Raw genomic sequence first — 13,773 nt, 5'->3', positions numbered from 1 at the left:
TTTATGCGATTCATTAACACCTCTATGTTGAACAAACGCCTATATTTGCAACACGTTTTTTTCATAGAGATTTAGATTTAAGGTTAGAAGAATTGTGGAAGTCGTGAGACTTCCCTTTTTTTCATCTTAACGTTTACTATTCTTCATTATGAGAATGCAATGACACTTCATCTCAAGTGTTGCAATTGAAAATATTGCAGGAAGATGGTGCAGAATAAGTAAACCTAAAAAGCCTTCTTCGTGAGAAGAGGCTTTTTATTTTTTTCTTTTTCAAAGAAATTTATTGTTAATACAAGAGAGAGGGGGAACTCATCACGAGTTCCCCCTCTTGTTTGTTATCTAACGTATGTGGATGAATTAATCCAATACGATAGGTTTGTATTTCGGAACTAATGCTTTCATAATCACCCATCCGAGCAAGTAAGATACTGCACAGATACAGAACATGATGAAATATCCGGCAGGTTTGCCTTCAAATCCCATGAATGTCATGTGGGTTTCGTCAGCATGCACAAATAATACGCCTGCACCGTATTGCATAAGCATAGAACCTACGCCACCGGCCATACCGCCGATACCTGTAATACTTGCAATTGCGGTTTTTGGGAACATATCGCCTACCGTAGAGAAGATATTGGCCGACCATGATTGGTGAGCCGCTCCACCGATACCGATTAAAATAACCGGGAACCACGGAGAAAGTGTTCCTAACGGCTGTGCCAACAATACTACCAATGGGAAGAATGCGAAAATCAACATCGCTTTCATACGGGCAGCATACGGGTTCATACCTGTCTTATTAATAAAGATAGTCGGAAGTTTACCACCGTAGATAGACAACATGGTCACCGCATACAACGTGAAAATCAATGCCATCCCCAATCCATCGGATGTCTTAATATCAAATTGGGTGTTCAGATAAGACGGAGTCCAGAACAGGAAGAACCACCACACACCGTCGGTCATAAACTTACCGGCGGCAAAAGCCCATGTCTGCTTGTATGTGAAGCATTGGAGGAAGCTCATTTTCTTTTCTTCCTTTACTTCTGCATTTGCGGGGATCTCACCTTCCTCAAACTTATCTTGTTCGATATAGTCCAATTCGGCTTTATTGACGTGCTTGCTCTTGTCGGGAGAAGTATACATGAATACCCACATTCCCATCCAGATAAATCCGAGAGCACCGATAACGATAAAAGCCATTTCCCATCCCCAAGCCTTAGCGAGCAATGGGATAGATACGGGAGCGATCAGAGCACCGATAGAAGCACCGGCATTAAAAATGGAAGTTGCATAAGCGCGGTCTTTCTTCGGGAAATATTCGGCTGTTACTTTGATAGCTGCAGGGAAGTTACCGGCCTCACCAAGTGCAAGGATACAGCGTGCAGCCAGGAAACAATACATACTTACGGTAGCCAGCACGACAACGACGTCTCCGGTAGCGGCGATCAGTTCGGCTGCGCTGTGCATACCTACGTATTGCTCGGTTACGATTCCGCAAAGTGCGTGCATACAAGCACCTGCCGACCATACACCGATTGCCCAGAGATACCCTTTCTTGGTTCCCATCCAGTCGACAAAGCGTCCGGCAAACAACATACAAATGGCATAGACAATAGAAAATACGGAAGTGATCGTACCATAGTGTACCTCATTCCAATGAAATTCCGGTTTGATAAATTCGTCCCAGGTCAATGAAAGAACCTGTCGGTCGAGATAATTGACTGTAGTAGCAAAGAATAGCATAGCACAGATGGTCCATCTGTAGTTTGTCATTTTTTCGCCTGTTTTTTGAAATGTATTCATGATAATGGATTTAAATAGATTTTGATTCGCTGACAAAGGTCGGTATTTCGACTGGATTTCATTTGTAAAAATTGGTCGAATTCATGTATTATCCGTTACATTATGTATGTAATTTGTTCCAAAGGGGGCGTCATAACGAATAATAAAACGCAAATTAACGCAGATTATCACAGAAGTAATTTTATAGGCCGTTGGTTAACCTATATATAATTAAAAACAATCTGCGATAATTTGCGTTAATCTGCGTTTTAACACATTCTCTTACTGATATGTAATTCAGAGCTGCGCAACGATTAGCGCATTTCTGTATATTTAATCTTGTCCATGTCTCCATAGTCCAGGTTTTCACCCGCCATACCCCAGATAAACATATAGTTGCTGGTTCCGGCAGCGGCGTGGATAGACCATTCCGGTGACATGATAGCCTGTTCGTTCTGCATCCAGACGATACGTTCTTCCTGCGGTTCGCCCATGAAGTGGCAGATTGCATTGCCTGCCGGTACGTTGAAGTAGAAATATGCTTCGATACGACGGCTGTGAGTATGTGCAGGCATTGTGTTCCATACGCTGCCCGGTTTCAATTCTGTCAGTCCCATCTGCAATTGGCAAGGACCTTCTTCAAGCACGTTGTTGACAATCAGCTGATTGATAACGCGGTCGTTGCTCTCTTCCATCTTTCCGGCAGGAAAAGAGTTCGCTTTCAGAGAACCTTTGCGTCCGTCGATTGTAATCAACTGAGTCTTGTATTCCTTGTGAGCAGTAGCCGAGTTGATGTAGAACTTAGCAGGATTGCTTGAATCTTTACTCTTGAAAGTCACTTTCTGTTTGCCTCTACCTACGTACAAAGCATCTTTGAATTTCAATGTGTATTCTTTACCGTCTACGGTTACGATACCTTCACCGCCAATGTTGATAACACCCAGTTCGCGGCGTTCCAAAAAGAATTTAGCTTTCAGCGGGTCGATAGTTTCCAATACCAGCTCTTTAGTTGCAGGAACTGCTCCACCGAAGATAAAACGGTCATACATGGAATATGTAACGTTGATTTCGTTCGGAACCATTACTTTTTCCATCAGGAAGCTACTACGCAGGCGGTTTGTATCATACGTTTTCACGTCTTGCGGATTGCAAGCCACTTGCATCTTGTAATTTACTTGGGCTGAAGCAGACATGGCTGCGATACCCAACATCATTGCAATTGCTAATCTTTTCATATTTCGAATTTTTATTGGATTATTATTATGTCATTGATTATTTGTTCTCTAATGCTTCTTTCGCATCTTTTCTAGTCATGCGGATACGGTTGTAAACAGCCATTCCGAGCGCAAGTATCACAAGGATAGCCGGGCCGACAATCTTCAGGCTGTAAGTCAGGTGGAAGATACCCCAGCAGAAGAGACTGGAAGCGAAGTCGAGCGCGCCGCCTTCAAAGCCTGCGGGAATATTTACTGTCGGGTCACCCGTAGCTGCATATACGTCTTTGGCAGCCAGTGTGAAGAATCCTGCCAGTTCTGTAACGAAGTACAGACCTACTATCAAGGCTACCAGACCGATGATGAATGATTTCACCACATTGCCTTTTGTGATAGGCAGAATCATCGGGAACAAGTAGAACATACCTGCCAGAGAAGCCAGCGGTAAGAAACGGTTGCCCGGAAGGATAACAGCCAGGAAGATAGTGACAGGAATCAAAAGCAGAGATACCACCAGTGTAGTAGGATGTCCGATCACCAAAGCGGGACTCATACCAATGCTTAAACCGGTGCTGTTCTTATATTTCTTGGCAATCAACTCGCGGGTAGCGTCGGAGATTGGTTTCAAACCTTCGATAAAGAGGCTGGTGATACGCGGAATCAATTCCATTACGGCTCCCATCTTGATACCCAATCCTAAAATGCCGGGAATGCTGTCCACTACTTCTTGCCAGCTTGCGCAACCCAGCGCTCCGATACCGCAACCGATTACGATACCCAGGAACAACGGTTCGCCCATCAGTCCGAATTTCTTTTTCATACCTTCCGAATCGATATTCAACTTATCGAATCCCGGAATCATATCAAGTAATTTATTGATAACAATAGCGAATGGAACAAAACTTTGGCAGAACGGCTGAGGAATAGAGATACCGTCCATTTTGTCATAAAACTTCTGGAAAGCGGGAGCAGTCATATCCGCCATTACAAGCGTGATGATGTAGCAGATGATAGCGGCGAAGAATCCCCAAAGAATACTGTCGGAAGCAAAATAAACGATCGCTCCGATAAAAGCGAAATGCCAGTAATTCCAAAGGTCGATGTTGACAGTGCGTGTCGTTTTGGTAAGCAGCATCAGCAAGTTAACCCCCAAACAAACCGGAATAATAAAAGCACCGACAGATGTATTATAGGCTACTGCTGCCGCAGAAGGCCAACCCATGTCGAAAATACCCAATTCCAATCCGTAGATTTCTACCATTTTACTCAGTGCAGGACCCAGACTGCTGGTAAGCAACGCTGTGACTACCGACAAACCGACGAAACCGACACCTACTAATAAACCGCTTTTCAGCGCTTTCGGTAGTTTAATACCGATACATACTCCTAAGACTGTGAAAATGACCGGCATCATTACTGCCGCTCCAAGACCGATAATGTACTTGAATACTTCTTCCATTCTGTTCTTTTTTCTCTGTTTTAATGATATATTACTGTGTTTCCCCAGAGGGTATTAGTTGTAAACCGTGCCAAAAGTACGACCTTTTCCGCTTTCTTCCAAAACGAAACTCTTAATTTATCAGATATTGCATCAAAAATGGACATTTTTGACGTTTACGTGCACAAAATTAGTCGTTTCCGTGCACGAAAAACAAAAAATACACCTAGTTGACTAAAAAATCCCATAGGCTTTGAAGGAAAAGCGCTACTTTCGTACCGTGAAAAGACCTGAATGTTTAATCCTTAAAATAGCAATCCATGAGACGAACTCTCTTTTCTGATTTTTTTATATTGTTTTTATTCATAACAACCGTTCCTTTAGTTTTGTCGGCTCAGCAGGTAGACAGCAAATTAGACAGCAAATTGCCCTGGTCGGTGAGGATGACTGAATCGGAAATGATCCGTTGCCCCGAATCCTGGCAGCTCGATTTCCAGCCGAAGTTGAAGTGGGACTATTGTCACGGACTTGAATTGGGGGCTATGCTTGATGTATATGATGCGTATGGCGATGAGAAGATTCGTGATTACGCCATCGCTTACGCGGACACAATGGTACATGAAGACGGGACGATTACCGCTTATAAGCTGACCGATTACAGTCTCGACCGCATCAACTCCGGTAAAATCCTTTTCCGTATTTATGAGCAGACGAAGAATCCTAAGTATAAGAAAGCGCTCGACTTGCTTTACAGCCAGTTTGAAGGGCAGCCTCGCAATGCGGATGGCGGCTTCTGGCACAAAAAGATTTACCCGCATCAGATGTGGTTGGACGGCATTTATATGGGAGCTCCTTTCTATGCGGAATATGCGTTCCGCAATAATCTTCCGCAGGCTTATGCGGATGTAATCAATCAGTTTGTAACCTGTGCCCGCCACACATACGATCCAAAGAATGGACTTTACCGCCATGCGACGGACGTGAGCCGCACCGAACGTTGGGCGGATCCCGTCACGGGGCAGTCCAAGCACACTTGGGGACGTGCGATGGGGTGGTATGCGATGGCTTTGGTTGATGCGCTGGAGTTTATTCCGAAGCATGAAGCCGGAAGAGATTCTCTGCTGGATATTTTGAATAATGTTGCCGTACAAGTGAGGAAACTTCAAGACCCGAAGACCGGAGGATGGTATCAGGTGATGGACAGAAGCGGGGATAAGGGGAATTATGTGGAATCTTCCTGCTCTGCTATGTTTATTTATTCCTTGTTCAAGGCGGTACGGCTGGGATATATTGATAAATCATATTTGAATGTGGCGCTGAAAGGCTATAAAGGTTTCCTGAATAATTTTATCGAAGTGGACAAGAATGGAGTGGTAACTGTCACGAAGGCTTGCGCGGTGGCAGGATTGGGAGGAAAAGTATACCGTTCAGGCGATTATGATTATTATATCAATGAAACGATTCGCAATAACGACCCGAAGGCGGTAGGTCCGTTCATAATGGCGAGTTTGGAATATGAACGTCTTTTGTCCTATGAGCAACAGCAAAAGCAAGACACGTTGGTTGTGTCACGTGATGGAACGGGTAAGTATCGTAATATCCAGGACGCTGTGGAAGCGGTACGCGCCTTTATGGATTATACGGTGACTATCTATATAAAGAAAGGGGTATATAAAGAAAAGCTAGTGATTCCTTCGTGGGTGAAGAACGTGCAACTGGTAGGTGAAGATTCCGAAAAGACGATTATTACGTATGATGATCATGCCAATATCAATAAGATGGGAACATTCCGTACCTACACCGTGAAAGTGGAAGGCAGTGATATCACTTTCAAGGACTTGACGATTGAGAATAATGCCGCTCCTTTGGGGCAGGCAGTTGCCCTCCATACCGAAGGAGACCGGCTGATGTTTGTCGGCTGCCGCTTTCTTGGAAATCAAGATACCATTTATACAGGCTCGGAGGGTAGCCGTTTGCTGTTTACCAACTGCTATATAGAAGGTACTACTGATTTTATCTTCGGTCCTTCCACTGCACTTTTTGAGTATTGCGAGCTGCATAGCAAACGTGATTCGTATATCACTGCTGCTTCGACTCCTCAAAATGAAGAATTCGGCTATGTCTTTAAAAACTGCAAGCTGACGGCTGCTCCCGGAGTGAAAAAGGTCTATTTAGGCCGTCCTTGGCGTCCATATGCCGCTACGGCTTTTATTAATTGTGAGTTTGGCGGACATATCCGTCCCGAAGGTTGGCATAATTGGAAGAATCCGGAGAATGAGAGAACAGCCCGTTATGCGGAATTTGGAAACACAGGAGACGGTGCGGATACATCGGGACGCGTGGCATGGGGCAAACAGCTTACAAAGAAGGAAGCCTTGAGGTATACACCGGAGAATATTTTCAAAGAAAATAGCAATTGGTACCCTTACAAGTAAGAGAAATGGGGTAAACGGTCCTTTGCCGACTTGTTTCCACTTGTTTCGCCACAGCGAACTTTTTGTTTCACGGCATGAAACTTCGGTTTCATCGGTGTGAAACTGTAGTTTCACCGGTAAGAAACTGTAGTTTCATCAGTGAGAAACTTTAGTTTCAAGCGCTTGAAACTTTCTGTTCGGCTGCTTGAAACTCTTTGCTTTGTACCGGCAAACACTTAGCTTTACGGTGATAAGCGTTTGGCTTCACGGTGATAGGTGACAGTTGGGTGATAGGTTGGTTATGAGGAACTGTCACCATCTTACTGGTTGATAATAAGTAGTTTGACTATCGAAGGTGATAGGTGATAGAGGAAAACGTTTTTTTGTATGTATGAGAGTAGTATAATTAAAGTAAGATAAGTATGAAAATACAAGGAAATAAAATGATATGGCTGCTGGCGGCGGCTTTTATTCTTTTGTCTGCATTCCGTGCGGATAAACCTGTTGTCCTATCTTTATGATCGGTGATTCGACGATGGCAAATAAAAAGATGGATGGGGGAAATCCCGAAAGGGGATGGGGAATGGTGCTTCCCGGTTTCTTTTCCGAAGATGTACGGATAGACAATCATGCCGCCAACGGGCGCAGTTCTAAAAGCTTTATTTCTGAAGGACGTTGGGAAAAAGTGATTTCTAAAGTGAAGAAAGGAGATTATGTCTTTATTCAGTTCGGGCATAATGATGAAAAAACGGATTCTACCCGTCATACCGATCCGGGAACTACTTTCGACGATAATCTCCGTCGGTTTGTCAACGAAACCCGTGCGAAAGGCGGTATCCCCGTACTATTCAATTCCATCGTCCGCCGTAACTTTGTTCAGCCGAAAGATGCTTCTATTGCGGAAGACATCCGACGGATACCCGGTGCATCCAAAGAGCAGCCCAAAGAAGGAACCGTTCTGTTCGATACTCATGGGGCATATCTGGATTCTCCCCGCAATGTTGCCAAAGAGTTGGGAGTGACCTTCATCGACTTGAATAAAATCACGCACGACTTGGTGCAGGGACTTGGTCCCGCAGAGTCGAAAAAGCTGTTCATGTTTGTAGAACCCAATCGGGTTCCGGCCTTTCCGAAGGGACGTGAGGACAATACTCATTTGAATATCTATGGGGCAAGAACCGTAGCGGGATTGGCGGTGAAAGCCATCGGCAAAGAGATTCCGGAATTGGCGAAATGTATCCGTCATTATGATTATGTGGTGGCTCAAGACGGCAGCGGTGATTTCTTCACTGTGCAGGAAGCCGTTAATGCTGTCCCCGACTTTCGCAAAAATGTACGTACCACAATCCTTGTCCGCAAAGGCACTTACAAAGAAAAGATAATCATCCCCGAAAGTAAGATTAATATCTCCCTGATTGGCGAAGATGGTACGATACTGACCAATGACGATTTCGCAAACAAGAAGAACGTATTCGGTGAGAACATGGGAACTTCCGGTTCGTCCAGCTGTTACATCTATGCTCCTGATTTTTATGCCGAGAATATCACCTTCGAGAACTCTGCAGGTCCCGTGGGGCAAGCAGTTGCCTGTTTTGTTTCTGCCGACCGTGCCTATTTTAAGAACTGTAGTTTTCTCGGCTTCCAGGATACACTCTACACATACGGCAAGCAAAGCCGCCAATATTATGAGGACTGCTACATCGAAGGAACGGTCGATTTTATTTTCGGCTGGTCTACGGCTGTCTTCAATCGTTGCCGCATTCACAGCAAGGGGGATGGCTACGTCACTGCCCCTTCTACCGATAAAGGAAAGAAGTACGGTTACGTTTTCTACGACTGTCGGCTGACGGCTGATGCGGAAGCTACAAAGGTCTATTTGTCACGTCCCTGGCGACCTTATGCACAGGCTGTATTTATTCGCTGCGAACTGGGTAAACATATTCTTCCTGTCGGCTGGAATAATTGGGGTAAGAAGGAAAACGAAAAGACAGTCTTTTATGCCGAATATGGCAGTAAGGGCGCAGGGGCCAATCCGCAAGCACGTGCGGCATTCTCCCGTCAGTTGAAAAATCTGAAAGGTTATGAGCCGGTAACAGTGCTGGCAGGAGACGATGGTTGGAATCCGGTGAGGGACGGAAACCGGTTGTTGGATGTGAAACGTTGATTATATCTCCCGATTCTGCAAAATAGCTGTTGAAGATAGCGCCAGAATGCTAGTATTTTTCTATCTTTACGGCACAGAATCGAGTGATATATGATAAAGAAAACCTTAATTTCCGTAATTCTATTGTTGGCTGTCGTATTCACGGCACATACACAGCAACATTGCTTCTTTACCCACTATTCTACAGAGGACGGATTGTCGCAGAACACAGTCATGAACATCCTTCAGGACCATAAAGACAATTTGTGGTTTGCTACTTGGGATGGTATCAACCGTTTTGACGGCTACACTTTCAAGACCTATAAGGCACGTCAGGGAGATTACATCAGTCTGACCAATAACAGGGTAGACCGTATGTATGAGGATTGTTACGGTTTCCTCTGGCTGCTGACATACGACAACCGTGTCCATCGTTTCGATCCCAGAACGGAGACTTTCGAGCAAGTGCCCGCTGCGGGAGAAGAGGGAAGTACGTTCAATGTACATACCATTGAAGTAATGCCGAACGGTACTGTCTGGTTGCTGACCGACAATGACGGAGCGATCCGTATCCTGACCCATCCCGAAGAAAATAACCGCCTGACATGGGATATTTACTCCGGCAAGTCGGAATTGTTCCCTTCTTTCCATGTTTTTAAAGTCTATCAGGATAAAGCGGGAAACGATTGGCTGTTGACGGATAACGGATTGGGCTTGGTTCGTCCCGGCACGCGGGAACCTGTTTCCTACTTTACGGAGACAAAAGGAAAGAACGGTGGCATGAACCAGGCTTTTTATGCGGCGCAGGAGAATGACGGACACATCCGTTTCGCTTCCGATCATGGACGCATCTGGTCTTATCGGAAAGAAGGTGGCGACTTTACATTGTTTGAACTGCCTACGAAGAGCCGCATCACCTCCATTCACGAAGTAGCTCCGGAGCAGACGGTGGTCACAACGGACTCGGATGGTTTCTTTACCTATCATCTGAAGACGAAAGCTGCCGTACATTATTCTTCTCTGACTTGCAAAGCGTTGCCCGACCGTCCGATTCTTTCGGCCTACGTAGACCGTTCTTCTGAAGTCTGGTTTGAACAGGAAGAACCGGGTGTCGTGGCTCATTTCAACCCGGCAACAGGAGTAGTCACCCGTGAACAGATTCTGATTGAATACAGTAATCCCGAACGTTCGCGTCCGGCTTTCCACATTTTTGAGGACGTGAACGGTTTCCTTTGGGTGCATCCGTACGGTGGCGGTTTCTCTTTCTTCGACCGGCAAAAAGGGCGTCTGGTTCCTTTCTATAATGAATTGGGCAGTCACGACTGGCGTTTCTCCAATAAGATTCATTCGGCTTTTTCTGATAAACAAGGCAATCTATGGCTTTGTACGCACTCCAAAGGATTGGAAAAGGTGACATATCGCAATGTTCCCTTTTCGATGATGATTCCTGTATTGCACGAGCATGAATCGCTGCATAACGAGGTGCGTGCTTTGTGCGAAGATAAGTTGGGTAACCTGTGGGTAGGAGTGAAAGACGGTATGCTCCGCCTGTATGATGTCCGCAGAACGTACAAAGGTTATCTGACGGAGAACGGTACTGTCTCTACCACCGGTACTCCGATGAGGGGAACCGCTTATTTCGTCATTCAGGATTCAAAAGGTATCATCTGGATTGCGACGAAAGGTGACGGACTGATCCGTGCCGAGTCCACCTCTCCGGACGGTATGTCCTACAGGCTGACCCGCTATCGTCATCAGGAGGATGATATGTACAGTTTGAGTGATAATAACGTGTATTGTGTGTACGAAGACCATCACGGGCGTATTTGGGTAGCTACTTTTGGCGGAGGTATCAATTATATCACGGAGGACAAGGACCGGAAGACTTTGTTTATCAATCATCGTAATAATCTGAAAGGTTATCCTATCGACCCTTGCTATAAGGCTCGCTTTATTACTTCCGACAATAACGGTCGCCTGTGGGTGGGAACTACTACGGGGGCTATCGCTTTCGACGAGAACTTTGAAAAACCGGAAGAGGTGGAGTTCCATCATTTCTCCCGTGTGCCGAACGACACGCAAAGTTTGAGCAACAATGACGTGCATTGGATTATCCCTACTCAAAATAAGGAACTTTATCTGGGAACATTCGGCGGCGGTCTCAACAAGCTGGTATCTATCGACAAAGACGGTCATGCTAAATTCGAGTCCTATTCGGTGCAGGATGGGCTTTCTTCGGATATTTTGCTTTCCATCCGCGAGGACCATAAACGGAATCTATGGATCAGTACTGAGAACGGGCTTTGCAAGTTCAGTCCGTCGGAAGAACGCTTCGAGAGTTTTGATGAACGCAGCATTACTTTTCCGGTGCGTTTCAGTGAGGCGGCCTCTACGCTGACTGCCAAAGGGAGTATGCTTTTCGGTGCCAGTGGCGGTGTCTTTATTTTCAATCCGGATTCTATCCACAAAAGCAGCTATGTTCCGTCTATCGTATTCTCCAAGTTGACGGTAGCCAATGAGAACGTCGTACCCAGAGACGGCTCGTTGCTGAAAGTGGATATTGATGATACAGACCGGTTGGTGCTTTCGCATGACGAGAACATCTTTTCCATTCATTTTGCGGCATTGGACTACACCAATCCGCAGAATGTGCAGTATTCATATATTCTGGATGGTTTTGAAAAGCAGTGGACGTTTGCCGACAAGCAGCGGAGTGTGACTTATACGAACCTTCCGAAAGGGAAATATGTGCTCCGTGTCCGTTCTACCAACAGCGACGGGGTGTGGGTGGAGAACGAACGTGCGTTGGATATAGTGATTCTTCCTTCGTTTTGGGAGACCCCTGTGGCGTATGTGATGTATGTACTTTTTGTTTTGATTATTATCCTCGTGGCTGTTTATATCCTGTTCACGATTTATCGGTTGAAGCATGAGGTGTCGGTAGAGCAGCAGATCTCGGATATTAAGTTGCGCTTCTTTACGAATATTTCCCACGAATTGCGTACGCCGCTTACATTGATAGCCGGACCGGTGGAGCAGGTGCTGAAGAATGATAAATTGCCGGCCGACGCACGGGAGCAGTTGGTGGTGGTAGAAAGGAACACCAGTCGGATGCTTCGTCTCGTCAATCAGATATTGGACTTCCGCAAGATTCAGAACAAGAAGATGAAGATGCAGGTGCAGCGTGTGGATGTCGTGCCGTTCGTCCGTAAGGTGATGGATAACTTCGAGGCTGTCGCCGAAGAGCACCGGATTGATTTCTTGTTTGAGACGGAAAAGGAACATCTTTATCTTTGGGTGGATGCGGATAAGCTGGAAAAAATTGTGTTTAACTTGCTTTCCAATGCTTTTAAATATACGCCGAACGGGAAGATGATTACGATTTTTATCCGCGAGGATGAAGAAGTCGTTTCCATCGGTGTGCAGGATCAAGGTATCGGTATAGCCGAGAACAAGAAGAAATCGCTGTTTGTCCGTTTTGAGAATCTGGTGGATAAGAATCTTTTCAATCAGGCGAGCACAGGTATCGGGCTCTCGCTGGTGAAGGAACTCGTAGAGATGCATCAGGCTACTATCAGTGTTGACAGCCGTTTGGGAGAGGGCAGTTGTTTTAAAGTGGATTTCCTGAAAGGGAAAGGACATTACGATAAAGAGGTTGAGTTTATCCTCGAAGATACCGGCGCTCCGATGGAAATGGGACAGGTGGTGGATTTGGCCAATTCCTCCATTCAGTCCGAAAGGTTGGTTGCGGACGCAGAGGAGGTGGGGACCGCTTCTTCTGTGGAAGAAGAACAGGAAACGGAAGAGGGAAACGCTAAGGAACTGATGTTATTAGTGGAGGATAATCAAGAGTTGCGGGTATTTTTGCGTAGCATATTCGCTTCAAATTATCGGGTGGTGGAGGCTGCTGATGGTATGGAAGGATGGAGCAAGGCGTTGAAGTATGTACCGGATATTATTATCAGCGATGTCATGATGCCGGAGAAGGATGGTATCGAGATGACGCGTGAACTCCGGGCGGATATGACGACCAGCCATATACCTATTATCTTGTTGACGGCCAAGACTACGATCGAGAGTAAATTGGAGGGGTTGGAATATGGCGCGGATGATTACATAACGAAGCCTTTCAGTGCGACTTATTTGCAGGCGCGTGTGGAGAACTTGCTGTCGCAGCGAAAGAAGTTGCAGAGTTTCTATCGGGAGAATTTGCTGAATATACCGGTTGCGGACTCGAACGGTAGTTTGTCCGGTGTATCCACAACGTCCGAAACGGTTGTCGGGGGTACCTCCGAAGCACAAAAGAACGATGTGGACGGACAGGTGTCGGAGGTTCCGGTGATGTCTCCCAACGATCGTAAGTTTATGGATAAGTTGGTCGAACTGATGGAAAAGAATATGGATAACGGAGAGTTGGTTGTCGATGATCTGGTCAGTGAACTGGCAGTCAGCCGTTCGGTATTCTTTAAGAAACTGAAGACCTTGACGGGATTGGCGCCTATTGAGTTTATAAAGGAGATGCGTATGAAGCGTGCCGTGCAGTTGATAGAGACGGGTGAGTTTAATATGACGCAGATTTCGTATATGGTGGGTATTAATGATCCGCGATATTTCAGCAAGTGTTTCAAAGCGCAAGTGGGGATGACACCGACTGAATATAGGGATAAGAAACAGGGAAAATAGGATTTGTTTAAATGCGGATTAACGTGAATTAACGCGGATTTTCGCAAAGATAAACTCTTAATCTGGAGTCTGATCTGCGAAAATCCGCGTTAATCC

6 protein-coding genes and 2 pseudogenes are annotated in these 13,773 nt (G+C 45.6%); 4 read left to right on the top strand and 4 right to left on the bottom strand.

Annotation, left to right across the window (positions count from 1 at the left end):
- Positions 1–357: 357 nt before the first annotated feature.
- The 3 genes from H8S63_RS15365 to H8S63_RS15355 all read right to left on the bottom strand — a co-directional run bounded on the left by H8S63_RS15365 (position 358) and on the right by H8S63_RS15355 (position 4,458).
- Entirely contained in the window at positions 358–1,806 is a 1,449-nt protein-coding gene (locus H8S63_RS15365) for an MFS transporter (RefSeq protein ID WP_186927291.1), read from the bottom strand.
- 293 nt (positions 1,807–2,099) lie between these two features.
- Positions 2,100–3,020 (bottom strand): 5-dehydro-4-deoxy-D-glucuronate isomerase, encoded by a 921-nt coding sequence (gene kduI / locus H8S63_RS15360; RefSeq protein WP_007764793.1) that lies wholly within the window; start codon positions 3,018–3,020, stop codon positions 2,100–2,102.
- A 37-nt stretch (positions 3,021–3,057) separates the two neighbouring features.
- Positions 3,058–4,458: a PTS galactitol transporter subunit IIC gene (locus tag H8S63_RS15355; protein WP_007751151.1), complete on the bottom strand. Its 1,401-nt coding sequence runs from the start codon at positions 4,456–4,458 to the stop codon at positions 3,058–3,060.
- A 299-nt stretch (positions 4,459–4,757) separates the two neighbouring features.
- On the opposite strand from H8S63_RS15355, the pseudogene H8S63_RS20195 reads away from it, so the two are divergent.
- A pseudogene (locus tag H8S63_RS20195) lies at positions 4,758–5,963 on the top strand (glycoside hydrolase family 88 protein); the annotation flags it as partial.
- On the top strand, positions 5,937–6,872 hold the full coding sequence (locus H8S63_RS20190; RefSeq protein WP_032839437.1) for a pectinesterase family protein: 936 nt from the start codon (positions 5,937–5,939) through the stop codon (positions 6,870–6,872). The pseudogene H8S63_RS20195 and the gene H8S63_RS20190, both read left to right, overlap by 27 nt.
- Positions 6,873–7,026: 154 nt before the next feature.
- Here the strand turns inward: H8S63_RS20190 and H8S63_RS15345 are convergent, their stop codons facing one another.
- Entirely contained in the window at positions 7,027–7,170 is a 144-nt protein-coding gene (locus H8S63_RS15345; RefSeq protein WP_186927290.1) for a hypothetical protein, read from the bottom strand.
- 103 nt (positions 7,171–7,273) lie between these two features.
- Between H8S63_RS15345 and H8S63_RS15340 the strand changes: the two are divergent.
- Positions 7,274–9,015: pseudogene (locus H8S63_RS15340) on the top strand (pectinesterase family protein).
- Positions 9,016–9,105: 90 nt separating this feature from the next.
- Positions 9,106–13,677, top strand: coding sequence for a hybrid sensor histidine kinase/response regulator transcription factor (locus H8S63_RS15335; protein ID WP_186927289.1), 4,572 nt, complete (start codon positions 9,106–9,108; stop codon positions 13,675–13,677).
- Positions 13,678–13,773 lie beyond the last annotated feature (96 nt).

It is taken from the genome of Bacteroides sp. NSJ-39 (assembly GCF_014287315.1).
GTDB lineage: Bacteria > Bacteroidota > Bacteroidia > Bacteroidales > Bacteroidaceae > Bacteroides > Bacteroides finegoldii.
This window is presented reverse-complemented; position numbering and strand designations above follow the sequence as displayed.

Excerpts from the sequence above, each read along its gene's own strand:
- H8S63_RS15365 (WP_186927291.1), bottom strand. The coding sequence starts at position 1,806 with ATGAATACATTTCAAAAAACAGGCGAAAAAATGACAAACTACAGATGG.
- kduI (WP_007764793.1), bottom strand. The coding sequence starts at position 3,020 with ATGAAAAGATTAGCAATTGCAATGATGTTGGGTATCGCAGCCATGTCT.
- H8S63_RS15355 (WP_007751151.1), bottom strand. The coding sequence starts at position 4,458 with ATGGAAGAAGTATTCAAGTACATTATCGGTCTTGGAGCGGCAGTAATG.
- H8S63_RS20190 (WP_032839437.1), top strand. The coding sequence starts at position 5,937 with ATGGCGAGTTTGGAATATGAACGTCTTTTGTCCTATGAGCAACAGCAA.
- H8S63_RS15345 (WP_186927290.1), bottom strand. The coding sequence starts at position 7,170 with ATGGTGACAGTTCCTCATAACCAACCTATCACCCAACTGTCACCTATC.
- H8S63_RS15335 (WP_186927289.1), top strand. The coding sequence starts at position 9,106 with ATGATAAAGAAAACCTTAATTTCCGTAATTCTATTGTTGGCTGTCGTA.